Annotated in this window: 19 protein-coding genes; 5 read left to right on the plus strand and 14 right to left on the minus strand. The window is 54.7% G+C overall.

Annotation, left to right across the window (positions count from 1 at the left end; genetic code table 11):
- Nucleotides 1-15 precede the first annotated feature (15 nt).
- Nucleotides 16-3,798: a cobaltochelatase subunit CobN gene (gene cobN, locus BST81_RS13375; RefSeq protein WP_075598984.1), complete on the plus strand. Its 3,783-nt coding sequence runs from the start codon at nt 16-18 to the stop codon at nt 3,796-3,798.
- Between the two features lie 60 nt (nt 3,799-3,858).
- On the plus strand, nt 3,859-4,500 hold the full coding sequence (locus BST81_RS13380) for a pentapeptide repeat-containing protein (RefSeq protein WP_075598985.1): 642 nt from the start codon (nt 3,859-3,861) through the stop codon (nt 4,498-4,500).
- A gap of 139 nt (nt 4,501-4,639) precedes the next feature.
- On the opposite strand, the gene BST81_RS13385 is transcribed toward BST81_RS13380, so the two are convergent.
- From BST81_RS13385 to BST81_RS28470, 4 genes are all read right to left on the minus strand, one after another.
- Nucleotides 4,640-8,008, minus strand: a complete 3,369-nt coding sequence (locus tag BST81_RS13385; RefSeq protein WP_075598986.1) for an efflux RND transporter permease subunit — start codon at nt 8,006-8,008, stop codon at nt 4,640-4,642.
- Nucleotides 8,008-9,465 (minus strand): efflux RND transporter periplasmic adaptor subunit, encoded by a 1,458-nt coding sequence (locus BST81_RS13390; RefSeq protein ID WP_083636851.1) that lies wholly within the window; start codon nt 9,463-9,465, stop codon nt 8,008-8,010. The genes BST81_RS13385 and BST81_RS13390 overlap by 1 nt, the downstream gene beginning before the upstream one ends.
- A gap of 222 nt (nt 9,466-9,687) precedes the next feature.
- A complete protein-coding gene (locus BST81_RS13395; RefSeq protein WP_075598987.1) occupies nt 9,688-10,677 on the minus strand; it encodes an ATP-binding cassette domain-containing protein in 990 nt (329 codons plus the stop codon).
- A 166-nt stretch (nt 10,678-10,843) separates the two neighbouring features.
- Entirely contained in the window at nt 10,844-10,957 is a 114-nt protein-coding gene (locus BST81_RS28470) for an RNA polymerase subunit sigma (RefSeq protein ID WP_216351345.1), read from the minus strand.
- Between the two features lie 44 nt (nt 10,958-11,001).
- Between BST81_RS28470 and BST81_RS29140 the strand changes: the two genes are divergently transcribed.
- Nucleotides 11,002-11,127, plus strand: a complete 126-nt coding sequence (locus BST81_RS29140; RefSeq protein WP_290439440.1) for a hypothetical protein — start codon at nt 11,002-11,004, stop codon at nt 11,125-11,127.
- A gap of 101 nt (nt 11,128-11,228) precedes the next feature.
- Nucleotides 11,229-12,245 carry a glycoside hydrolase family 76 protein gene (locus tag BST81_RS13400; RefSeq protein ID WP_075598988.1) on the plus strand — a complete coding sequence of 339 codons (1,017 nt, stop codon included), beginning with the start codon at nt 11,229-11,231 and terminating at the stop codon, nt 12,243-12,245.
- 138 nt (nt 12,246-12,383) lie between these two features.
- On the opposite strand, the gene BST81_RS13410 is transcribed toward BST81_RS13400, so the two are convergent.
- The 3 genes from BST81_RS13410 to glmU form a co-directional block, all read right to left on the minus strand.
- A complete protein-coding gene (locus BST81_RS13410) occupies nt 12,384-13,226 on the minus strand; it encodes a carbohydrate ABC transporter permease (protein WP_075598990.1) in 843 nt (280 codons plus the stop codon).
- Nucleotides 13,223-14,023 carry a class I SAM-dependent methyltransferase gene (locus tag BST81_RS13415; RefSeq protein ID WP_075598991.1) on the minus strand — a complete coding sequence of 267 codons (801 nt, stop codon included), beginning with the start codon at nt 14,021-14,023 and terminating at the stop codon, nt 13,223-13,225. Before BST81_RS13415 ends, BST81_RS13410 begins: the two co-directional genes overlap by 4 nt.
- 63 nt (nt 14,024-14,086) lie before the next feature.
- Nucleotides 14,087-15,436, minus strand: coding sequence for a bifunctional UDP-N-acetylglucosamine diphosphorylase/glucosamine-1-phosphate N-acetyltransferase GlmU (gene glmU / locus BST81_RS13420; RefSeq protein ID WP_075598992.1), 1,350 nt, complete (start codon nt 15,434-15,436; stop codon nt 14,087-14,089).
- Between the two features lie 167 nt (nt 15,437-15,603).
- Here glmU and BST81_RS13425 point away from each other — a divergent pair, with 167 nt between their 5' ends.
- A complete protein-coding gene (locus BST81_RS13425; RefSeq protein ID WP_075598993.1) occupies nt 15,604-15,780 on the plus strand; it encodes a twin-arginine translocase TatA/TatE family subunit in 177 nt (58 codons plus the stop codon).
- A gap of 128 nt (nt 15,781-15,908) precedes the next feature.
- On the opposite strand, the gene BST81_RS13430 is transcribed toward BST81_RS13425, so the two are convergent.
- The 7 genes from BST81_RS13430 to BST81_RS13460 all read right to left on the minus strand — a co-directional run bounded on the left by BST81_RS13430 (nt 15,909) and on the right by BST81_RS13460 (nt 23,611).
- Complete coding sequence (locus BST81_RS13430; protein ID WP_075598994.1) at nt 15,909-17,300, minus strand: UDP-glucose/GDP-mannose dehydrogenase family protein; 1,392 nt, start codon at nt 17,298-17,300, stop codon at nt 15,909-15,911.
- 77 nt (nt 17,301-17,377) lie between these two features.
- Nucleotides 17,378-18,361, minus strand: coding sequence for a UDP-glucuronic acid decarboxylase family protein (locus tag BST81_RS13435; RefSeq protein ID WP_075598995.1), 984 nt, complete (start codon nt 18,359-18,361; stop codon nt 17,378-17,380).
- A gap of 192 nt (nt 18,362-18,553) precedes the next feature.
- Complete coding sequence (locus BST81_RS13440) at nt 18,554-19,480, minus strand: pentapeptide repeat-containing protein (protein WP_075598996.1); 927 nt, start codon at nt 19,478-19,480, stop codon at nt 18,554-18,556.
- A gap of 39 nt (nt 19,481-19,519) precedes the next feature.
- Nucleotides 19,520-20,704 carry an aminotransferase class V-fold PLP-dependent enzyme gene (locus tag BST81_RS13445; RefSeq protein ID WP_075598997.1) on the minus strand — a complete coding sequence of 395 codons (1,185 nt, stop codon included), beginning with the start codon at nt 20,702-20,704 and terminating at the stop codon, nt 19,520-19,522.
- A gap of 81 nt (nt 20,705-20,785) precedes the next feature.
- Complete coding sequence (locus BST81_RS13450; RefSeq protein WP_075598998.1) at nt 20,786-21,370, minus strand: alpha-ketoglutarate-dependent dioxygenase AlkB; 585 nt, start codon at nt 21,368-21,370, stop codon at nt 20,786-20,788.
- 37 nt (nt 21,371-21,407) lie between these two features.
- Entirely contained in the window at nt 21,408-22,721 is a 1,314-nt protein-coding gene (locus tag BST81_RS13455; RefSeq protein WP_075598999.1) for a pitrilysin family protein, read from the minus strand.
- 29 nt (nt 22,722-22,750) lie between these two features.
- A complete protein-coding gene (locus tag BST81_RS13460; RefSeq protein ID WP_075599000.1) occupies nt 22,751-23,611 on the minus strand; it encodes an ion transporter in 861 nt (286 codons plus the stop codon).
- Between the last annotated feature and the right edge of the window lie 51 nt (nt 23,612-23,662).

Consider the following 23,662-nt stretch of genomic DNA (forward strand, 5'->3'; position numbering starts at 1 on the left):
ACGCGGGAGAGTACAATGCATCGCTTAGCGGCTGCTCCAGGGGGATGGGATTCCCAGGCTGAGGGCGTTATTTTTGTCGAGCAGACTCCTGCAGACCTCGTCATCCTCACAGCAGCCGATACGGACATCCAGACTCTGGCTGGAGCAGTCCCTCGTCTGCCCGCCGGATTTCCATCGATCCGAGTCGTCAATCTGTTGCAACTTCAGCAGCAACTCACGATCGATACCTATGCTGAAACCGTGCTGCAACAGGCCAAAGTGATTGTGGTGCGCCTGTTGGGGGGACGAGCCTACTGGTCCTATGGTCTGGAGGTGGTGCGGGAACTGGTGCAGCAGACTGGAGGGGCACTGCTGGTCTTACCGGGAGACGATCGTCCTGATCCAGACCTGCTCAGTCATTCCACCGTTCCCCTGGCCGTCGTCAACCGGCTCTGGCAATATTTCACGGAAGGGGGCGTTGAGAATCTGGTCAACGCCCTGAAATTTATGGCGGATAATTGCCTGGGGACTTCTTTCCAGCCCCAACCACCCCAGGTGATTCCCTATGTGGGGCAATATGAGTTTGTGACCCTCACACCGATCTCTGAAAAGTTTGGCTCAAGTCAGCAGACTGGCTTGCAATCCTCTCTGGGGAGGGGATTAGGTATACACGATAGCCTCAAGCGAAGAGGCAAGAACCACAGAGTCGGGATTCTATTCTACCGAGCGTTGGTTCTGTCCGGAAATACCGGGGTGATCGATGCCCTGTGTCAGGCCTTGGTGGAGCGGCATCTGGAGCCAGTGCCCCTATACGTGTTTTCACCCCGCGACCCCGATGCCCAGCAGGAGATGCTCAAATTCTTTCGATCGCCTGCAGGTCAATCCATTGACCTGCTCCTGAATGCCACCAGCTTTTCGGTGGCCCGGTTAGATCAGGAAACCCCCGATCTGGATCTGTGGCAGCAACTGCAGGTGCCCGTGCTTCAGGTAATTTTCAGCAGTGGCAGTCGAGAGCAATGGCAGAGCCGCTTTCAGGGACTGTCTCCCCGAGATATGGCGATCAACGTGGCCCTGCCAGAAGTGGATGGGCGCATCATCAGTCGGGCAGTGTCCTTTAAGGCGGTGCAAAGCCGTTGCGATGCCCTGGAGACAGATGTGGTGGTGTATGAACCAGAGCCCGATCGAATCCAGTTCGTTGCCGATCTGGCAGCCCACTGGATTCGGTTGCGCCAGACTCCGGTGCCGGAGCGCCGCATTGCCCTGATTCTGGCCAACTATCCCACTCGCGATGGCCGATTGGCGAATGGGGTGGGGCTGGATACCCCAGCCAGTTGTATTGAGATTCTGAAAGCGTTGCAGCAAGCAGGCTACTGGGTGGAGAATATTCCAACCAGTGGGGATGACTTGGTCCAGCAGTTAACCGCTGGAGTCACCAATGACCCTGAAGGTCGAGATCTGCGTCCGGTGCACCAGAGCCTGCCTCTGACGGACTATCGCCGCTACTTTACCAGCCTCCCGGCTGAAGTCCAGGCAGGCATCACCGATCGCTGGAGCAGTTTTCCGACCTCCGATCTCCCCATTTATGGTCTGCAATTCGGCCATATTTTTGTTGGTATCCAACCGGCCCGGGGCTATGACCTGGACCCGGCTCTGAACTACCATGCCCCCGATCTGGAACCGCCCCACACTTACCTGGCATTTTATGCCTGGGTGCGGCAGCAGTTTCAGGCCCAGGCGATCGTGCATGTGGGCAAGCATGGCAACCTGGAATGGCTACCGGGCAAGAGTGCGGCATTGGGACCCACCTGCTACCCGGAGGTGGTTCTGGGGCCGATGCCCCATCTCTATCCCTTTATCGTTAATGACCCCGGTGAAGGGGCTCAGGCCAAGCGTCGCACCCAGGCTGTGATTCTGGATCATCTCACCCCACCCATGACCCGGGCCGAACTCTATGGCCCCCTGGAACGGTTGGAGGTGTTGATCGATGAATATTACGAAGCCCAGAATCTGAATCCCTCGCGACTGCCGACGATCGCTGAAAAGATTACGACCCTGGTGATCAAAGAGAATTTACACCAAGACTTGAATATCGAACCTGTGGTCGATGCTGCCTTCTTAACTCGCACCGATGCCTACCTGTGCGAGTTGAAGGAAGCTCAGATCCGAGACGGATTACATATTTTTGGCTGCTGTCCCAGGGGACGACAACTGCGGGATCTGACCGTGGCGATCGCTCGCCAGCCGGGAGGGGGCCGTCTGGGCCTCACCCGTGCCCTGGCCAGGGATCTGGGCCTGGACTTTGACCCCCTTTCCCCCTCTGAGGAGGGAATCTCCGGGCTGCGGGACGGCATCGATCGCCTGGAGGAGCAGGCAGCGGATCTAGTGGATCAACTGATCCGGGAGCCAGGAGCGGATTTGGTGACCCCATGCCCTGGTGCGGCCACCTTACGGGAGTTGGAGTGGGTGCGCGATCGGCTCCTACCGGCTCTCTTCCAGACCCGATCGGAACTCACCCATCTGCTGCAGGGTCTGGATGGCGGGTATGTTCCCAGCGGTCCCTCTGGGGCTCCGACTAGAGGCCGCCCGGAGGTGCTGCCCACGGGACGCAATTTCTATACGGTGGACATCCGAGCGGTGCCGACGGAGAGTGCCTGGGATACGGGGCGCAAAGCAGCAGAAATTCTGGTGGAGCGCTATACCCAGGAGCATGGGGAATATCCCCGCACCCTGGGCCTGTCCATCTGGGGGACAGCGACCATGCGAACCGGTGGTGATGACCTGGCAGAGGCTTTGGCCCTGCTGGGGGTGCGCCCGGTGTGGGATGGTCCTTCCCGACGAGTGGTGGACTTTGAGATTCTGCCCTTGAGCGCTCTCGGTCGTCCCCGGGTGGATGTGACCCTGCGGGTTTCAGGCTTTTTCCGGGATGCCTTCCCGAACTTGATTGACCTGTTTGACCAGGCGATCGCCGCTGTGGCAGCGCTGGAGGAACCCGCTGACCAGAATCCCCTGGCGGCCCAAGTGCGGCAGGAAGCTGAATCCTGGGAGGCTGCGGGACTGACCCTAGAACAGGCTGCCCAGCAGGCCCATTACCGCATCTTTGGCTCACGCCCAGGGGCTTACGGAGCTGGGTTGCAGGGCTTGATTGAATCCCAGAACTGGACAGATGACGCTGACCTGGCTCGCGCCTACATTAACTGGAGCAGCTATGCTTATAGCCGTCGGGCGGAGGGGCAGGCGGCCCCGGCGGCCTTTGAGCAACGGTTACGCCAGATGCAGGTGGTGCTGCATAACCAGGACAACCGGGAGCATGACCTGCTGGACTCCGATGATTATTACCAGTTCCAGGGGGGCTTAGCTGCAGCCGTACGGATGGTGGCTGGGCGAGAGGCCCAGACTTACTTTGGGGATAATGCCTTGCCCGAATCTCCCAAGGTTCGCCTGCTACGGGAGGAAATCGCTAGAGTGTACCGCTCCCGAGTGATTAACCCCAAATGGATTGCGGGGGTGATGCGCCACGGCTACAAAGGGGCGGCGGAAATGGCAGCGACGGTGGATTTCCTATTTGCCTACGATGCTACAGCCCGGTGCGTGGCGGATTACATGTATCAGGATGTGGCTGAGGCCTACCTGCTCCAGGCCGAGGTCCAAACCTTTATCCAACAGAGTAACCCCTGGGCCTTGCGGGACATGGCCGAACGATTGCTGGAGGCTAACCAGCGGGGCCTGTGGCAGGGTGCGGAGTCTAAACTCCTGGATGAGTTACGATCGATCGTCCATCGAGCTGAAGCAGATATTGAACAACGATCGCATCACCCTTGACATTCCCCTGCCATCTGCTTACGTCTGAAGTATACTAGCTTATAGTATAAGCGTACTAAGATGATGGAGACAGAACAGTATCTGGCGTTGCTGGAAAAAGGGGCGCATGCCTGGAATCATTGGCGAGATCTGAATCCGGAGGTTGATCCCGATCTCGCTCGTACCTCTTTGAATGGCACCAACCTGAGTGCCACAAATTTGGCTGGCATGGGGTTTGTCCGGGCCAATCTGATCATGGCGAATCTGCGGAAGGCCGATTGTCGCCGCGCCAACTTCGCAGGGGCCAATCTCAGAGGGGCTGATCTGAGCAGTGCTGATCTGCGAGGAGCCAGCTTGAAATGGGCCAATCTAGCACGGACAAATCTGCAACGGGCCAATCTGAGCGGGGCCAATCTAACTGGCGCGGACCTGAGTAGGGCCGACCTGAGTGGGGCCGACCTGAGTGGGGCGATCGTCACCGATGTGAAATTCACGGGGGCGATTATGCCCGATGGTCTGCCCTTTGGCATCAGGGAGGCGGAACCTGAGATCGTCCTGGAAGAGAAGACTGCTCCAGAGGAAAACCTGCCAACGCCAGCCCGGCCCCCAAACCCGCAACGGGTGCGAAGGCGGCTCCCGGCAAGACCACGTTTAAGCGAGCTGGCACCGCCATCGGAAGACATGGCAGCGATCGCCCACAAAAACGGCAATTATCCAAGATAAAAAGCATCAGACTATCCGCGTCGGGTGCGTAAGCATTCAAGCGAGTCATTAAACTTCAACCTTTTTGCAGGGGGCTGGCCCCCTGCAAAAAGCCATAACTCACAATGCAGTACATATCCCCAACGTTGAACCAACCTCCCTAGAGTTTCTCCCGTTGGGCCGGACTGCTGTCGTGGTGTGGAGTCTCCGGCGAGGCCCCATTACCACTGTAGGAGCCTTTACCATCGTTGGAGAAACTGGCCTCTCCAGCAGGTGCTGGGTTGTGAGATTTCAGCCCCAGACGGGCCTCAAGCCCTTTGATGATGATATAGAGCACCGGAATCACAAACAGACTCAGCACTGTGGCGACACAAATCCCGCCCACGATCGCCGTCCCCAGGGATTGGCGGGCTGCGGCTCCAGCTCCCCCAGCAACCAATAGGGGAATTGCACCCGCAACAGAGGCAAAGGCCGTCATCAGAATCGGTCGCAGGCGACCTTCAGAAGCCTTAATCGCAGACCGAACGATGGTCTCCCCCTCTTCCCGAAGCTGGTTGGCAAACTCCACAATCAGAATGGCGTTTTTACTGGCAATCCCCACCAGCATTACTAGACCGATCTGGGTGTAGACATCATTCGCAAAAGCAGGAAGGGGAACTCCCGTGGCAAGGCTGAGGAGGAAGTTCATCATCCCCCGCAACCAGACTGTGAATAGTGCCCCCAGAATAGCCAGTGGCACCGTCAGCATGATAATTACGGGGTCAATGTAGCTTTCGTACTGGGCCGCCAACACCAGAAACACGAAGACAACACCCAGGCCAAAGATCAGCAGGGCCTGTCCACCGGCCTGAATTTCTTCCAGAGCAATCCCGGACCACTCATAGCCAAACCCCCGGGGCAGGGTTTCTTTGGCGATCTGCTGCATGGCCGCGATCGCTTGTCCAGAACTAACCCCCGGGGCAGGTCCACCCTGGATTTCGATCGAGCGGAACAGGTTGAAGTGGTTGATGATAGAGGGTGCGGTCGTTTGCTTCACCGTCACCAGGTTGCTCAGGGGAATCATCTGGCCTGTGCGCGATCGCACATACAGCTTCCCAATATCCTCCGGGCTGCTGCGAAACTGCTGATCAGCCTGGACATAGACCCGATAGGTGCGTTCAAACTGGTTAAAGTCATTGACATACTGGGAACCCAGGAAGATTTGCAGAGTACTGAAAACCTCACTGAGAGAGACTTGAAGCGCATTCGCCCGTACCCGATCCACTTCCACACTCAATTGGGGGGTGTTGACACTGAAGTTAGGTCGCAGACCCGCCAGTTGAGGACTCTGGGGCGAAGGATAGGTGGTGGCCCGCCCCAGGAATTTACCCAGGGTTTCGCCCATGGCTCCAAACCCCAATCCCCGCTGATCCTGGAGCTGGAAGGAAAAGCCCCCAAAGTTACCCAGCCCCTGAATGGCTGGGGGTGAAAAGGGAATCACAATGGCATCCTTAATACCCAGCAGTTTCGGGAAAAGCCCAGAACCGGGGGGTGGGAAGGGGGTACCAATAATCGCCTGAGCCGTACTCTTCGAACCTTTCCGCTCATCCCAGGGTTTCAAAGTGGTGAAGATAATCCCGTTGTTAGGGGTATTTCCACTGAAGCTAAAGCCACCGACAGCAAAAATGTTCTTCACTTCCGGTTCTTCCTGAATAATCGCCTCAGCTTTTTTCAGGACATCGGTCGTGTAATTAAGAGAGACACCTTCCGGTCCCTGGACGATCGTAATGAAGTAACCCTGATCTTCCTCCGGGATAAATGCCTTCGGCACAAAGCCATAGAACCAGGATGTTAAGACCAGTCCTCCCGTAAACAGGGCCAGCACCCCCCACTTCCAGCGTACCGTCCGATTCAAGTTGCGCTCATACCCTCCACGGGTCCATCCGATCCAGCGGTTGATGCCATTAAAAAACCAGTTATTGGGCGTTTGTCCCCGACGCAGAAGCAGGGCTGCCAGAGTTGGGGTCAGGGTAATGGCATTAAAGGTAGAAATCGTAATCGAAAAGGCGATCGTCAGCGCAAACTGTTTATAAAGCTGGCCAGTGGTGCCAGGAAAAAACGCCACAGGCACAAACACCGCGATCAGCACCAGGGATGTGGCAATCACGGCACTGAACAGGGCATCCATCGATTGTCGAGCCGCTTCAAAGGGGCTCAAACCCTGATCTTGAATTCGGCGGGTAATATCCTCCACCACGATAATGGCATCATCCACCACCAGCCCCGTAGCCAGGGAGATGCCGAACAGGGTCAGGGTGTTGATACTAAACCCGAGGAGCTCGACGAACATGAAGGTTCCGATCAGGGAAACCGGAATCGCAATACTGGGAATCAGTGTAGAGCGCCAGTTTTGCAGAAACAGGAAGATGACCAGAATCACCAGACCCACCGTCTCAAACAGGGTCTTGACCACCTCTTCCACACCGGCCTTAATAAAGGCTGTGGTATTAAAAGCGTCCTGGTAGTGCAACCCGGGGGGAAAACTCTCTGCCAGACGGGTCATTTCTGCCAGTACGGCATCGGCTACATCCAGAGCATTACTGCCGGGAAGCTGGGAAACCCCCATGCCAATCCCCTGGGAAATAACCATCTCACCTGTTTTATCGTCCCTGCGCCCGAAGCGCAGAATACTGCCATAGTTTTCGGCTCCCAGTTCAACCCGCCCGATATCTCGCAGGTAAACCAGCGTTCCATTCTGAGCCGATGGAATGACGATATCCCCAAACTCTGCTTCTGTCTTCAGCCTGCCTTTGGCGCTGATCGTCATCTGATATTGTTGATCGGGCGGGGCAGGTTGTTGACCTACCTGCCCTGCTCCCACCTGCAGGTTCTGATCTTGCAGCGCACTTACCACATCCTGAGGACTCAATCCTCGACTGGCCAATCGAGTTGGGTCCAGCCAGAGGCGCATGGCATACTTCCGCTCTCCGAAGATGATTACATTACCGACCCCCTTGATGCGTTTAACCGCATCTGCGATATACAGGTCGGTGTAGTTGCTCAGGTAGATGTCGTCATAAAGGGGTTTACCATCTGGCCCGGTGTCGGAGTAGATCCCGATCGCCAGCAGGAAGCCGCTGTTTTCCTTCTCCACCCGCACTCCTGTCTGGGTCACGGGACCAGGCAGACGGGATAGCACGGTCGCCACCCGGTTTTGCACATCGACAGCGGCAATGTCCTTATTCCGCTCCAGTTCGAAGGTGAGATTGATGCTACTGGTGCCATCATTGGCGCTGGTGGAGCTAATGTACTTGACCCCCTCCACCCCATTCAATTCCCGCTCCAGGATATTGGTGACGGTGGATTCAACCACCTCCGCATTGGCTCCCACGTAATTGGCTGTCACCGTAACCTGGGGAGGGGTGATATCCGGGAATTGAGCCACCGGTAGCAGCGGAATGGCCGCAATACCGAGCAGAGTAATGATGATGGAACAGACGGTAGCCAGAACGGGCCGCCGAATGAAGAAATCAGATATGGAGAGGATCATCAGGATTTGCCCTCTGATTTTTCAGCGTTTGTGCTGCCCTGTTCACTGATGGGCGCACAGTCTTGCAGTTGCAACAGGTTATCCACCGCAATCCGATCGGAGGGTTTTAGCCCTTCCAAAACCTCCTGATTATTGCCGATGATTTTTCCGCTCCGAATAATTTGCTGGCGCACGACCAGTTGATCATCCTTGGGTAACCGTCCTTTCGGTTTACCCTGCTGCTCATCCGTTGCCTTGCACCGGGCATCATATCGTTCTGGGACAAAGACAAAGTCCTTGCCCGCCTGACGGGCAATGGCTGTAACGGGAACCAAAACCCCATTGGCCTGTCGAGCCCAGATAATCCGGGCTCCAATAAACTGCTGGGTGCGAAGCTTGCCATCGGCATTGTCAAACACGGCCTTCACCAGGACTGATTGGGACTGCGGATCGACATCAGGAGCAATGAAGAAGATTCGTCCAGTTTTCAGGGGACGACCCCCAGCCTGGCTGATCAACTGGACGGGCAACCCTTTGCGGAGACGGGGGGCTTTTTCGATCGGAATCCCCACCTGAATTTCCAGTTCCTTATTCTGAGTGATGCTCAGCAGCGAGGTAGTACTGCTGACATAGTCCCCTACTTTGATCGGAATATCCCCCACCGTGCCATTAAAAGGTGCAGCGATGGTGTAGTACTGAAGCTGAACCTCCTGCTGAGTCACATTGCTCTGAGCTTCGTTGAAGGCACGCTGACTGCGGGTAATGTTGGATTCCTGGCGGGCTATGATCGCCCGTTGGGCTCGAATATCGGCCTCAGCTTCTAACAGTTCAGCCTGGGCCGTCTGGAGGCTGTTCAATTTCTGATCCAGCAGTTGGCGACTGGCCGCCCCCTCCCGATAAAGTCGTTGGAACCGATCGTACTCCTGCTGATTCAGTCTGACATCGGCCTGGCGAGCCTGACGAATCGCCTCAAGGGACTGCAGAGCATCTCTGGCATTGGCCGCATCAGCACGGGCTGATTCGATCTCGGCCAGGGAGGTTTCAACGGCAAACTGTCGGTTGCTAACCACGGCCTCCTGCTCTGCCGGGTCAATCTGCAGGACGGTTTGCCCTGCAGTCACTGGATCCCCAGCTCGAACCAGAATCTCCTGAACCTGACCCGCAACTCGGGGACGCAGGGTAACCGACTGACGAGATTGGAGACTGGCTACGTATTCAGAGCTGTCTTCGATCGTGGCTGTCGTCACCGGGGCTGTTTTCACTGGCAAGGGAGGAGGACCACCCTGCCCCAGGGAAGCCAGAGGAGCCAGCAAGCGACTGAAGATCAGCCAAGCTCCACCCCCCAGGAGTAGCAGGATTGTTAACAAAATAGCCGGGAGTAAAAATCTCCTCGGCTTGGGACGAGAGGGTCCTGTTTCGCCTCCCTCCTGCTCTGGGGCTGCGGCAGAAATCGAAGTTCCTTCGGGTAAGGATTGCATGGTGTTGTGTGGTGATGCGGGACAAAGAGACTCAAAGAGTCAGAACAAAAATTGTTAAGCAGTATTACTTGTAGTACATCACTATCATGTTGGGAACTTCGTCTGGGAGGATCGTCCGATCGGGTGATAAAGCTTGTGGAGCCATTAAGTTATGTCCCTATCACCTTCGCGTCAGACAGATTGGATTCTGACTTCTGGCCCCTGCAGGCTCCCGAGGTTTTTTCAGGCAGAGGCTACCGTTCCCACTTCAAAGACGCGACCAATAACTTCCTCGATCGGCGGATCTTGCACTGTCAGATCCAGCACATCCAGCTCTGCCAGAATCCGGGAAACTGTCCCCGTCAAAGCTTCTCGCTGCACCGTAAAGCAGGCGGTCTGGCCATCCAGCCTGGACAGTTCCCCATAGGCTGCGAGGTCCAGTTGGGAGTAGGGGCACTTGAATTCGATCTGAACCTGACGGTAGGGGGCAAAGCGATCGAGCAACCCATCCAGTCTGCCGTCATAAATCAACTGTCCCTGGTGAATCAGCAGCACCCGCTGGCAAAGCGCGATGATATCGGCCATGTAGTGGCTGGTTAGCAAAATAGTTGCCCCATAGCGCTGATTATATTCTCGCAAAAAATCCCGCACAGCTGCCTGGGCGTTGACATCCAGCCCCAAGGTTGGCTCGTCCAGAAACAGGACCTGGGGCCGATGCAGCAGGGCCGCCAGCAATTCCGCTTTCATCCGCTCCCCCAGGGAGAGTTTGCGGACAGGCTGGGTCAGCTTCTCGTGCAGGGCCAGCATATTTGCCAGTTCCTCCACCCGATAGCGAAATTCCCGCTCACTGATGTCATAGACCGCTGCGTTAATCCGCAACGAGTCCAGAGCTGGCAGATCCCAGATCAGCTGTTGTTTTTGGCCCATGACCAGGGTAATCTGCTTCAGGAAAGCAGTCTCTCGTTTAAAGGGAACATGCCCCGCCACCCGGACCTGGCCTGCCGAAGGATGGATCAGCCCCGTCAGCATTTTCAGGGTCGTGGTTTTCCCAGCTCCATTCGGCCCCAGGAAGCCCACAACCTCCCCTGGTTCAATCTGGAATGATACCCCTTTAACGGCTTCGATGTTGCGGTAGGTGCGACGCAAAAAATGGCGCAACGTCCCCTTTAAAGTGGGCTCTTTCATCGCTACCGGGTAAACCTTCCCCAGCCCCTCTGTTTCGACGATCGCCATGATTCCCTAAAACCTATCCTTTCCCCCAATCATAGCGAGGTCTGTTCGACTTCCTGCGAGCAGAATTAGAAAACCCGATCGCCAGGAATGATGTTCCGGTAGGATCGGGTTTACTTTCAGACTGAAGCAGGACTAATTGACAATATCAATCTCTCAAGAGTCACGTCTAAGAAGCGTAGGCAAAATTGAGAGCCCACAGGATCAAAATAGCGATCGCTCCCAGCACTAGAATGCCAGAGAGCGCAACAGCCACGGGCTTATCTGCACCTTCGAACTTCATGATTCCGCGATTCAGGTCTGACATAGCACTGTAATCCTTAGTCAATGAATGGAAAGACTCCGCCGATTATTTTAGCGACTCCCTCTGATATCCCCCTCAGATTTAAGGTTTTTGATCTGATTGACCATCCCGATCTGGGAAAGGTGCTAACGAATATCGATCGGGAATAGCCAGATCAAAGGATTACAGGCAACACTTCCGATGAACAAGCGTTGCTTTGAAACTGTTTCTGGCAAAGCTCCCACCCCACCCGTTTGAATGGATACTAACTATGCCCAATGCTGCTGCCGGGATGGCTGCTCTGCAACTTTTCTACAATCTAACCACAGGTCTCTGGGATACCACAGGCTGGTGGAACGCTGCCAACGCCCTGGAAACCACGATCGACTACTCCCGCGTCACCAACACCCTCACCTACCGGGGCAACATCTTCAACACCTTCGAGAAGAACAAACACACCGGCTTTTTGAATCCCTGGTTTTACGATGACCAGGGCTGGTGGGCCTTAGCCTGGATCAAAGCCTATGATCTGACCCACAATCCCCGCTATCTGGAGATGGCAAAAAGTATCTTTGAGGATATGAAGCAGGGGTGGGATAGTGTTTGTCAGGGGGGCCTGTGGTGGAAAAAGAACCGGACTTACAAAAACGCCATCACCAACGAACTATTTCTGGCGGTGGCGGTGCGGCTGCACCTGCGGACACCCGACGATCGGGAATACCTGGACTGGGCCTTAAAGACCTGGGCCTGGTTTCAGCACAGCGGCATGATTAACGGCAACAGTCTGGTGAATGATGGCCTCACCGATGATTGTCGCAACAATGGCCAGACAACCTGGACCTACAATCAGGGTGTTATTCTGGGAGCTTTGGTGGATCTGTATCGCGCCACCAAGGATCCAACGCTGCTGGCTCAGGCAGAGGCGATCGCCGATGCCGCAATTCAGGCATTGGCTCCGAATGGCATCTTGCAAGAACCCTGTGAACCCGATTGCGGTAACGACGGTCCTCAATTCAAAGGAATTTTTATCCGGAACCTGGCCTATTTGTATGAAGCCAGCCCCAAACCTGCCTATCGTAACTTTGTGATTCAGAATGCCGAGGCCATCTGGCAAAATCGGAATGAAGCCGATCAGTTTGGTTTGAGTTGGGCGAAAGCCGTAGACAAAGCCGATGCCTCTCGCCAGAGTGCAGCGATGGATGCCCTCAATGCAGCAATTGCGGTGGATCTGAATGCACCCCCGACACCCCCGATCGGAGAATTGCCTTCAAATTACCAAAACAGATAAATCGATTCAGGCAGCAACGCCCAAAAAGGAACTCAGTGAACGGGTACATCCTTGTGATGAGTGTGGATATGTCCCTGTCCGAGATGTTGCCGCCGCGCAAGTGGTGATGCAACGTGGAGTTGTAGCCGTTGGACATAATTAACCCTTTAAGCCGCTCCCTGCTTCGGTTGGAACGATATATCGCTGCATAATCAGGAAAAACAGAAGGATGGGGGCGATCGAAATGACGGAACCTGCTGCAATCAGTCGCCAGTTGCCGGAAAAGATCCCTTCCAGCTTAGCGACACCCACGGGCAGGGTGTAGAATTCTGGCTGATCCACCACAATCAGGGGCCAGAGGAAATCACTCCAGGAGCCAATGAACACGAAAATAGCCAGCGTCACCAAAGCTGGACGTACGGAGGGCAGCATGACGTGCCACCACAGTCCTAACTCTGAGCATCCATCGATGCGGGCGGCTTCCTCCAGTTCCTTGGGCACTCCCTGGAACGCCTGTCGCAGCAGAAAGATGCCAAAGGCAGAGGCGATCGCGGGAAAAATCATCCCCAGATAGGTGTTGCGGAGGCCCAACTGCACCGTCAGGATGTAAAGGGGAATCATGACGATCTGGAAGGGAATCAGAATGGTGGTGACGATCGTGGTGAAGATCAGATCTCGACCCCGAAAGGTGAGACGGGCCAGGGGATAAGCGGCCAGGGCGCAGCAAATGAGATTCAGAACCACTGTTAGTCCGGAGACCAGCACACTGTTGAATAGATAGCGGCCAAAGGGGGTGGTCTGCCATACTTCCAGATAATTCTGTAGGGTGGGGGCAGCGGGCAAGAACTGGGGCGGATACTGGAACAGGTTTTCCCAGGGGGATTTGAGGGAGGTGCTGATCAGCCAGAGGAGGGGGAACAGCATCAGGAGGGCGATCGCTCCCAGTAGGGCATAGGTCCACCCATACCGCCAGACCAGGGTTAGAGAGTTCTGGGATTTCATTTCGTGGCCACCACCGCCAGATTCCAGGCAAATCGGCGCAACAGGGGGATTTTCTTCAGCAGTTGATCTAATTTTTCCAGCCGCAGATAGGTGGGTTCTAATCGGGCTTGCTCAGAAATAATCTTTTTCCAGTAGCGTTCCTGATTCGGATCGACCCGCTCGATCAGATAGAACTGGCAGAAAATCAGCAGACTGGCTAGCCAGAAGGTGTCGTATTCGGTCTGGCTGAACAGGGACTGGATACGATCGACAATACGGATATCGAGGGGTGATTCATCTTCGGTTCTGACTGCCGTTGCCATTTGCCGGTAGATATTGATGATGGGATTATGCCGCAGGGGGTCCCAGAAGCAAACTTTGCCCCCTGGCTTCACCACCCGATGCATTTCCTGCAGGGCTCTGTCTGCATCAGGCAGGTGATGGAGCAGATTGGCGGCATAGACCAGATCGAACGTGTTGTTTGGGAAGTCAATTTCCATCGCGTTGATGGTTTTCCCCTCCAGTTGTACCCCGTTAGCAGCAGCCAGCTTGAGGGTAACGTCTACCATGCCGGGAGAATAATCAGAGGCCACACAGCAGGCTCCCCGCTGACTGAAGTAAACGCTGCTTTCCCCGGCCCCACAGCCCAGATCTAGCAGGGACTTCCCCCGCAAGTCTCCGATTTTTTGCAGAATGAAGCGGTTCTCTGGGGCTGTGCAGGCTTCAAAGTAGTCTTTGACATTGATACCATCCACCTCGATCGCAGCGGCCCAGAGGTCATGAAATTGCCGCTCTCGCTCCAGTACGTCTTCTGTCATGTCCATTGATTCCGCAGCATGCTGGTCTCTTTCATTTGGTGATATCAGATTTGCAGGGCCATGTCATGCTTTTGGCCGCCACCCCTGTTTGACAATCTGACGGGTGCGGGCAATCACCAGGGCATCCGAGGGCACATCCTTGGTGATGGTGGACCCAGCGGCAACTGTCACATCTTCCCCGATCGTCAGGGGAGCGACTAGGACACTGTTAGACCCGGTTTTGCTGCGATCGCCGATCGTGGTGTGGTGTTTTCTCACCCCATCATAGTTGGCCGTAATGGTACCCGCTCCAATATTGACCTGATTCCCCAGGGTGGCATCCCCCAGATAGGAGAGATGGGCCGCATTGGTGCGATCGCCCAGGGTGGCATTTTTTAACTCGACGAAATTGCCGATGCGGCAGGCCGCCCCGATGCTAGAGTGGCCGCGCAGATGGGCATAGGGACCAATCCGGCTATCTGCGGCCACCTGGCTGTCGCTGACCACCGAGAAGAGCACCGTCACCCGCTCCCCAATCTGGCTGTTTTCAATCAGACTACCGGGACCAATCCGGGAACCTGCTCCAATCACGGTCTGGCCTCGCAGGTGGGTTTGGGGTTCAATCACCACATCGGGATGTAACTGCACGGTGTCATCAATGGTGACGCTATCTGGGTCGATCAGGGTGACCCCGGCAGCCATCCAGCGATCCTTAATCCGAGTTTGCAGGATGCTGTAGGCGCTGGCCAGTTGCTTGCGATCGTTGATCCCCAGGATTTCCTGATAATCGTCCACATCCACGGCCATCACCTGACCCATATCACTGACCACATCGGTCAGGTAATATTCCTGCTGGTCATTATCGGCCCGGAGCCTGGGCAATGCTTCTGCCAGATCAGCCCAGCGGAAACAGTAGATGCCCGCATTAACCCGGTGATTCTGGCGCTGGGCCGGGGTACAGTCCCGGTCCTCCACAATTTGCTTGAGAATATTTTGACCATCACAGAACACCCGACCATAGCCTTTAGGATTGGCCAGTTGGGCGGTGAGGATGGTGGCGGCATTCTGGTGTTGTCGGTGAGTGTCAATCAGAAGCTTTAGGGTCTGGGGGCGCAGCAGGGGCACATCCCCATTCAGCACCAGCACATCTCCTGGATATCCCTGTAAATGGGGCAGGACTTGTTGCACGGCATGGCCCGTTCCTAGCTGTTCCTGCTGTTCGACAAACTCGATCTGGGGCAAAGTCTGTAAGGTTTGCTGGACCAGTTGCCCCTGATATCCAATAATCACCAGTTGCCGATCCACCTGAATTTCTGACAGGCTGCTAATCACCCGTTCGACCAGCGATCGTCCCCCCAGGTTGTGAAGTACCTTGGGCAGGTCAGATTTCATTCTTGTTCCTTTGCCAGCCGCCAGTATTACCGCCGCTACCATGACTCTGTTTCTTCCATCCAATCTTCTCCAACGGAGTATACCCTGTTCGGTTGTCGTATTATAGGGGCGTCCAGGTCAAAGGATGGCGATCGGGGATTTTACTGAAAAAGTTACTCCCTCAGGGCATCTGTCTGGATCAGTGATGATTTCGATGGGAGAAAGCACATATGTTTGGTTTAGGTTGGCCCGAAGTCGTGATTATTATCATCGCTGCGGTGATTATTTTTGGACCGAAAAAGATCCCCGAGCTGGGTAATGCCCTGGGTAAAACCCTACGGGGTTTCAAGGAAGAACTGCAAAACCCAGAATCCGATCAGGAGAAATCTGACCAAGAAGAGGATTAGAGCATCGCTCCAGTCTCACCGTTTCTTCGACGTGGAGGTGATTTGGAGGATGCGTGGTGTTCTCCAACGGGGGGCAGGGGGCCAGACCCCTGCCCAGTAAAACCAACATTTTAATGCTTGCCGCCCAATCAGCGGCCAATGCCCACATAACGGAAACCCGCCTGCTCCAGCACTTCTTGGCTCAGGAAATTACGCCCATCAATGATGACGGCATGGCTCATGAACTGGGCCATTTTGCCGTAGTCCAGATTGCGGAACTGTTGCCAATCGGTCACCAGTACCAGGGCATCACACCCATCTGCCAGCCGTTCTGGATCCGTTTCCACCAGCACATTCGATAAGCCATGGCGAAGCCCGGTTTGAGACACGATCGGGTCATAGGCTTTAACTTTCGCTCCCAGACGGCTGAGTTGCTCGATCAGGTCCAGGGCGGGGGCATCCCGCATGTCATCGGTATCGGGCTTAAAGGTGAGGCCAAGCAGACCGATCGTTTTTCCTTTCAAAATCTTCAGGGTCTGCTGTAACTTCTCAACTGCCAGGAGCCGTTGCCGCTGGTTCACGCTCACGGCTGCTTTCAGCAACTGGGCTTCATACCCATAATCATCAGCGGTATGGATCAGAGCGGAGACATCCTTCGGGAAGCAGGAGCCCCCCCAGCCAATTCCGGCTTGCAGAAACTTGTTGCCAATTCGAGAATCCAGACCGATCCCCTTAGCCACCTGGGTCACATCGGCACCCACCCGATCGCAAATATTGGCCACTTCATTGATAAAGCTAATCTTGGTTGCCAGGAAGGCATTGGCAGCATATTTAATCATTTCTGCCGAGCTCAGGTCCGTTAGCACCACTGGCACTGGTGGCAGGGCATGATTTTCGGCATGCTTGCGCTCCACAATTGGGAGATAGAGTTCCTGCATCATCTCTAGGGCTCGGGGGCTGTTGCCACCCAGAACGATGCGATCGGGATTGAAGGTATCGTAAACGGCGGAACCCTCCCGCAGAAATTCCGGGTTGCTGACCACGTCAAAGTCATCTTTGATTTCGTCGATCGCATCACTCCCGGCGGTATCGCCCGCCTGAATCAGGGATTGCTGGCGCTCCCGAATCCCATCCAGAACAATCCGCCGGACCCAGTCTCCCGAGCCGATCGGCACCGTTGATTTGTTCACAATTACCTTATACCCACCGGTCAAATGAGCGCCAATCCCTTTGGCTACGGCTTCCACATAGCGGGTATCGCTCTCACCCGTGGGCAAAGGAGGTGTGCCCACTGCAATGAAGAGAATTTCTCCATGGGCTACCCCGGCTCCCAGGTCCGTCGTAAACTCGATTTTACCGGCCTGGATCGCCGCCTGCATGATCTCGGATAGTCCCGGCTCGAAAATAGGAGATTGACCGGCCTGCATTAATTTCACTTTTTCTTCATTGTTATCCACACAGATAACCTGGTGCCCAATGTGAGCCAGACAGGCTCCTGTAACAAGGCCGACATATCCTGTACCGATGACACAAACACGCATGGATGGGTCCTCTAGTTAGCGTAAATAGTAGGATGGGGTTTGTTGAAACAGCGGAAGAACTCTGGGTGAGGCTACCCTCAGGGGGAAGAGGGAGCACCGATCGTATCCGCCAGCAAGGCATTACCAGATGTTTCGCCCGTAATCCGGGAGCGGAAATCTGCGATCGTGCGGGTGAGACCTTCTTTCAAGGGAACGGTGGGCTGCCACCCCAGCCAGGTTTTAGCTCGGGTGATATCGGGCTTGCGCCGACGGGGATCATCCTGGGGCAGGGGTTCGTACTTAATTTCCCCAGTGGGATTGATCATCTCTTGAATCGTTTGAGCCAGTTGCAGAATGGTGTATTCGTCAGGGTTGCCCAGGTTCACCGGTCCCGTATGGTCACTGTTCATGAGCCGGATGAAGCCTTCCACCAGATCAGAAACATAGCAGAAGCTGCGAGTTTGTGAACCTGTGCCATAAACGGTCAGGGGATGATTGCGGAGGGCCTGAACAATAAAATTGCTGACCACCCGACCATCGTTTTCTAACATGCGGGGACCATAGGTATTGAAGATCCGCACGACCCGAATCTGAACATCATTCTGGCGCATATAGTCAAAGGCCAGGGTTTCGGCGACCCGCTTACCCTCGTCATAGCAAGATCGGATGCCGATCGGATTAACATTGCCCCGGTAGTCTTCGGTTTGGGGATGGACTTCCGGATCACCATAGACTTCAGAGGTGGAGGCCAGAAAAAACCGGGCTTTGACCCGTTTCGCTAGCCCCAACATGTTCAGCGTCCCCATGACATTGGTTTTGATCGTTTTAACTGGGTTGTACTGATAATGTTGAGGAGAGGCTGGGCAAGCCAGATGATAAATCTGGTCAGCCTCCAGACGAATTGGCTCAGTCACATCATGACGAATCAGTTCAAAGTTAGGGTTCCCCAGCCATTTGAGGATGTTGCGCTTATGGCCGGTAAAAAAATTATCCAGGCAGAGAACTTCGTGGTTCTCCGCCATCAGACGATCAATCAGATGGGAACCGATAAAGCCCGCTCCACCAGTAACTAAAATCCTCATAACCTTCCTGTTGCAGGTGTTCAAATAGATTGGCAATCAAGATAACAGTAAATCACCGCCCCAGCTAGCTTATCCCCGAATTCAATTCCCGGCAGTAAATACTTGATAAATCCTGTGTAAATTTCAAATCTTTCAATTTGAAGTTAAGCTATCCGATTTTTTGAGAAGTCGAATCGTGTAACCCTATATTTTTCAAGGATGCCTGGAGCCATCCGGCATGGTTGCTCCCGTTAACCGGGCACCGTTCAGATTGGCCTCCCAAAGATTGGCTTTACTGAGATTGGCTTTGATCAGATTGGCATTGGTTAGATTGGCCTGTTGCAGGTTGGCCATGCACAGGTCAGCCCCCTGTAAGTTAGTGTGACTCAGGTTTGCCTGACTCAGGGTCGCCTCACGCAAATCGGCCTGTTGCAGGTTAGCCCCTGGTAGATTGGCCTTATACAGGTTGGCCCCAATTAGGTTCACCCCTAACATGTTGGCTTTATACAAATTGGTGCCTACTAGATTGGCCATGCACAGGTTGGCCCGCACCAGATTGGCCATATAAAGGCTGGCCTTACTCAGATCTGCTCCAACTAGATTGGAAAGACTCAGGTCCGCCTCCCGTAAATCGGCAGATCGCAGGTTGGCTTCCCGCATATTGGCCTGACTCAGGGTAACTTCCCGTAAATCAGCCTTATACAGGTTGGCTTCCCGTAAATTCACGACATATAGGATAGCTGTGTATAAACTGGCTCCTTCTAGATTGGCCATAGCCAGGTTCGCCTTTTCCAGATTGGCCATGCATAGGTCAGCTCGACTGAGGTTAACTTCCCGCAGATCCGCCTGATAAAGATTGGCCTCCCTGAGATTACCGATGTAAAGAGTGGCTGTGTATAAGTTGGCCCCTTCCAGGTTGGCATTCCTGAGATTGGCCCCTTCCAGATTGGCCATACAGAGATCGGCTCCGCTCAAGTTAACCTGACGCAAATCTGCCTCATGCAGATCTGCTTCCCTGAGGTTTGCCATGTCAGAGGTAGCCCCATTGGCCTGCGTTGCCTGCTCAGTCTGTCTGTCCCACCATTGGTTCCAACTGGCAACGCCTTGTTCTAAAAGAGCGAGGTGTTCCTTGTTTGCCATCCGGGATTCTCCTTACATACCCACCAGTATTCCCAGAATTCAGCTAAAATCTCGTTCCTGGTGTAACTGTAGCAGGGATCTGGCTAGGTGCTGATACTGATTCGGCTGGTTATAAATTTGAGCGGAAATACGGATTAGGCGGCTATGGGGAGAGGTCCAGGGAATAATGGGAACTTCAATCTGAAATTGCTCCAGAAGTATTTCATAGAGGGATTCTGGCAGGCCCTCTGGAAGGGGTAGGGTCGCCATGGCTCCGATCATTTCTGCTGGAGCAGGAAGGGGAATGGACAGGGTCTGGCTTAAAAGCTGGCGAGCCTGTAAAACCCGATCGTGGTTGCTGGCCATTAACTCTGGCCAACCTCCGGGTAGTAGAGACCCCAGAAAGCGAATCGCCTCTGGAACCGCCAGATAAGCTGTGGGATCGCCGGTACCGGTCCAATCAAACTCCAGGTGGAAGAAGGATCGATCGCGCCGGGGAGAATTGGCTCCATGACTGATGGTGAGCGGGCGCAGGGTGCCCTGGCGATCGGGGGGAACGTAGAGGAATGCGGCTCCCTTCGGTGCACAGAGCCACTTATGGCAGTTGCCTGTGTAGTACGCAGCGCCGATCGCAGATAGATTCAGGGGGATCATGCCTGGGGCATGGGCTCCATCTACCAGGGTTGGAATGCCCCGATCGGCCAGTTGTCCCACCAGTTCTGCCAGGGGAAAGATTAGAGCCGTCTGACTGGACACATGATCCACCAGGGCCAGACGGGTGCGGGAACTGGCCCTAGCCAGCACTGCTTCCACCACCTGATCCGGATCTGCGATCGGAAAGGGCACCTCTGCTACCACTACTGTGGCCCCAGTTTGCTCCGCTACAAAATTCAGCCCATTGCGACAGGCATTGTACTCGTGGTTTGTCGTCAATAGTTCGTCGCCGGGGCCAAATTGCGGCAACAGCGATCGCAGTACGGTGTTTACCCCTGTCGTGGCGTTAGGGACAAAAGCCAGTTCTTCTGGATCAGCTCCGACAAAAGCAGCCAGCTCACGACGGGCCTGATCCAGCAACCCTTCCCACTCTCGTCCAAAGAAGTGGAGAGGTTGTCGTTCCAGGCGATCGCGCAGCTCTTGCTGTACCTGAAGCACCGGGATTGGACAGGCTCCGAAGGAGCCATGGTTGAGAAAGGTAACTGTGGGATCAAGGGACCAAAATTTGCTCCAGGCGGTGTCATTAGTCATTAGCCATTAGTTATTAGTGATTGGATTACTTCCTTTCCTTCCCTCGCGCTCAGGCTCTGCCTGGGTGCCCCAGCATGAATGTCAGGGTGGGTCAATGACACGGAAGGTCAAATTAATTCGGGGTGCAACCGGACGTTTGGTCTTCGGCACCTGATGTTGCCAGTCGTGCTGAGCGGAGCCTTGCATCAGAAGCAAGCTGCCGGAAGTGAGTTCCAGTTGGTGCCGCAAGCCTTTTTCACGTCGATGCCGCAATCGGAAACGGCGTGTTCCTCCTAGACTGAGGGATGCAATAACTGGATTCAGGCCCAGTTCTGGTTCATCATCGCTGTGCCAACCCATACTGTCGTTACCATCCCGGTAGAGGTTGAGCAACACGCTATTGAAGCTGACCCCAGAGACCGCCTCTACCGTTGCCTTCAGCTTCAGTAGCAGGGGCGTCCAGGGGGCGGGCTGCATCGTAATTCGGGAGTAGGTATAGGACTTACCCGCATCCCCAACCCAGGCAGTGAGTCTGGGTTGGGGCATAGAACGACCGTATATCGTGATCCAGTCCTGCCGCCACTCGATCGTTTCGACCAGTTCGGTAAAATAGCGATCGCAATCTCCCCCATCCAGTAGGGAAGGATAGAAGCAGATATCAGCATTCAGAAGTTGGCCTGCAAACATTAACCGCTCAGGCTTAGACCCTGCTCCTCAGGTCAATTCAGGGGGTTCCCGGTTTAATCACGACAATGCCATAGGCTTCAGGGGAAAGATGTTGCTGGGCAGCAATCTGGAGATCGGTGGCGGTCAGAGCCTGGATGTGGGCAGGATAATGGAAGGCCGGAGTTAAGTCGGCAACCAGGGTCTGGTAGTAGCCGTAGAGACTGGCGCGATCGCTGGGCATTTCATTGCCGAAGACAAACCGATTGGCGACCTGGGTCTGGACACGGGAGACTTCGAGGTCACTGACGAGGTCTGTTTGTAGAGTTTGAAGATGGGTTAAAATCGCCGATTCTACTGCGGGGACGTTTTCGGCGGGAAGTTGGGCGGAGATGTAGAAAGTTCCCTGCTGGGCGTAGGTCATGTTGCTGGCGGAGATGGCTGAAACCAGACCCCGTTCTTCCCGCAAATCGCGCACCAGGCGAGCGGTTCTTCCGTATCCCAGGATGGAAGCCAGTACATCCAGGGCATAGGTCTGGTTCAGGTTGGCTAACCCTGGTACACGCCAGGCCATAATCAGCCGCGCTTGCTGCAGGCTCTCATCCACAAATTCCTGGCGCACAACCTGGGTGAAGGCGGGTTCAGGCGCATTGTCGGGTAGTTCGAGGGTTGGCAGGGGAAGGTTGAGACGCTGGGATTGGTGGGATTGGGCTCGATCAAGACCTTCCTCCACAATTTCAATCAGGTCTGGGACAGGGAGATTGCCAACTGCTACCGCTGTCATGGCAGGGGGGCGGTACCAGGTGGCGTGAAACTCCCGCATCTGCTCAGGGGTAAGTTGGGCGATCACAGCGGCTGGGCCGAGGACAGGCCGTCGATAGGGGGATCGTTCAAAGGCGACTTCCACGGCCCGCTGAAAGGTGCGACGGCGAGGATTGTCTTCCGCCCGACGAATTTCTTCTAGTACCACCGATCGTTCCCGCTCAAAAGCGGCATCGGGAATATCTGGATTCAGCACGACATCAATTTGCAGGGGAGCCAGGTCTGCAAAGTCGTGGGGAGCAGCCGTGATATAAAAGTGGGTGTAATCCTGACTGGTGGCAGCATTGGTCATGGCACCGCGCTCTTCGACCAGGCGTTCAAACTCCCCACTTTGTAAGCGGGCTGTCCCTTTGAAAACCATGTGCTCTAGAAAGTGGGCCATCCCATTAATAGCATTTGGTTCCAGGGCAGAACCCACACCCAGCCATAAACTCAAATTAACGGCCTCAACCGGGATTTGTTCGGCAATGATGGTTAATCCACTGGCAGATTGGTGAATGGTCGGTGAATTCAGGCGGGAAAGGGAAGGGGTCTGGAGCAGGGTGGATGTCATTCGTAAACTCTAATTTACGGTGTCTTAATCTATCTTAACTGTCGTTGGGACGAATCAATCGTGTTGTTGATTACCAAATTGGTTGAGGTTGGGGCAGCAGGATAGGAACTGAAGGGATATTCCTTTAATGCTGTACCACAGTTTTTGCAAAATCGGGCATCGGTGTCATGCAGAAATAGGCCACACCCTGAACAGGGGAGTTCCTTGCGGTCAGATGTCCGAGCCAGCCGTTTAATCAGATCGCCAACCTGCCAGGGGATCAGGGCCACTCCCGTCAGAATCATGGAAACAGCCAGCAGCCGACCAACCTGGGAAACGGGAGCAATGTCGCCAAAACCCACCGTGGTCATGGTTGCGATCGAAAAATAGACCGCATCCAGAAATGTGTTAAATCCGCTGGGGTTGGCTGGGTGTTCAACCTGATAAATCAGCCCAGAGTAAACAAAGACGATCGCGAATAGGGTAAACAGGATGCGGGTAAAAATGAAGCCATCGTCACTGCTGACATAGCCCAACAGCGTCCGGCCTTCCAGCAACCGAATCAGCTTCAGGATCCGGAACCAGCGCAGCACCCGAACAAAACTGATGTTCGCAGCCCCCAGCAGAAAGGGCAAAATCGCCAGGAGATCAATCAGGGAGTAAAGGCTGAAAAAGTACCGTAATCGCTTCTCGGCGCACCAAAGCCGCAGCAGATATTCTGCACCGAACAGGATCAGAATACTTAAATCAATCGTATCCAGGACTTGCCGAACCCCACGGGTGATGGGATAAGTCTCAGCTACAAAGATCAGGGAGGACAGTAGGACCAATCCTGCAATGGAAAGGTTAACCACTTTGCCGATCGAAGTATCGATATCCTCCAGGTAGGAGGTCAATTTTTGACGTAACATTCCAGATCTTTTTCCTTGCAGCAAAGATGCAGTTGCTTCCCTATGCTAGCT

It is taken from the genome of Leptolyngbya sp. 'hensonii', from assembly GCF_001939115.1.
Taxonomy (GTDB): Bacteria; Cyanobacteriota; Cyanobacteriia.

Bases quoted from the DNA above. Each gene is read 5' to 3' on its own strand.
- BST81_RS29140 (WP_290439440.1), top strand. From the start codon at position 11,002: ATGAATGGAAAGACTCCGCCGATTATTTTAGCGACTCCCTCTGATATC.
- BST81_RS13450 (WP_075598998.1), bottom strand. From the start codon at position 21,370: ATGTTTGCAGGCCAACTTCTGAATGCTGATATCTGCTTCTATCCTTCC.
- BST81_RS13430 (WP_075598994.1), bottom strand. From the start codon at position 17,300: ATGCGTGTTTGTGTCATCGGTACAGGATATGTCGGCCTTGTTACAGGA.
- BST81_RS13395 (WP_075598987.1), bottom strand. From the start codon at position 10,677: ATGGCGATCGTCGAAACAGAGGGGCTGGGGAAGGTTTACCCGGTAGCG.
- BST81_RS13455 (WP_075598999.1), bottom strand. From the start codon at position 22,721: ATGACATCCACCCTGCTCCAGACCCCTTCCCTTTCCCGCCTGAATTCA.
- BST81_RS13385 (WP_075598986.1), bottom strand. From the start codon at position 8,008: ATGATCCTCTCCATATCTGATTTCTTCATTCGGCGGCCCGTTCTGGCT.
- BST81_RS13380 (WP_075598985.1), top strand. From the start codon at position 3,859: ATGATGGAGACAGAACAGTATCTGGCGTTGCTGGAAAAAGGGGCGCAT.
- BST81_RS13400 (WP_075598988.1), top strand. From the start codon at position 11,229: ATGCCCAATGCTGCTGCCGGGATGGCTGCTCTGCAACTTTTCTACAAT.
- glmU (WP_075598992.1), bottom strand. From the start codon at position 15,436: ATGGTAGCGGCGGTAATACTGGCGGCTGGCAAAGGAACAAGAATGAAA.
- BST81_RS13415 (WP_075598991.1), bottom strand. From the start codon at position 14,023: ATGACAGAAGACGTACTGGAGCGAGAGCGGCAATTTCATGACCTCTGG.
- BST81_RS28470 (WP_216351345.1), bottom strand. From the start codon at position 10,957: ATGAAGTTCGAAGGTGCAGATAAGCCCGTGGCTGTTGCGCTCTCTGGC.
- BST81_RS13390 (WP_083636851.1), bottom strand. From the start codon at position 9,465: ATGCAATCCTTACCCGAAGGAACTTCGATTTCTGCCGCAGCCCCAGAG.
- BST81_RS13440 (WP_075598996.1), bottom strand. From the start codon at position 19,480: ATGGCAAACAAGGAACACCTCGCTCTTTTAGAACAAGGCGTTGCCAGT.
- BST81_RS13410 (WP_075598990.1), bottom strand. From the start codon at position 13,226: ATGAAATCCCAGAACTCTCTAACCCTGGTCTGGCGGTATGGGTGGACC.
- BST81_RS13435 (WP_075598995.1), bottom strand. From the start codon at position 18,361: ATGAGGATTTTAGTTACTGGTGGAGCGGGCTTTATCGGTTCCCATCTG.
- BST81_RS13445 (WP_075598997.1), bottom strand. From the start codon at position 20,704: ATGACTAATGACACCGCCTGGAGCAAATTTTGGTCCCTTGATCCCACA.
- BST81_RS13425 (WP_075598993.1), top strand. From the start codon at position 15,604: ATGTTTGGTTTAGGTTGGCCCGAAGTCGTGATTATTATCATCGCTGCG.
- cobN (WP_075598984.1), top strand. From the start codon at position 16: ATGCATCGCTTAGCGGCTGCTCCAGGGGGATGGGATTCCCAGGCTGAG.
- BST81_RS13460 (WP_075599000.1), bottom strand. From the start codon at position 23,611: ATGTTACGTCAAAAATTGACCTCCTACCTGGAGGATATCGATACTTCG.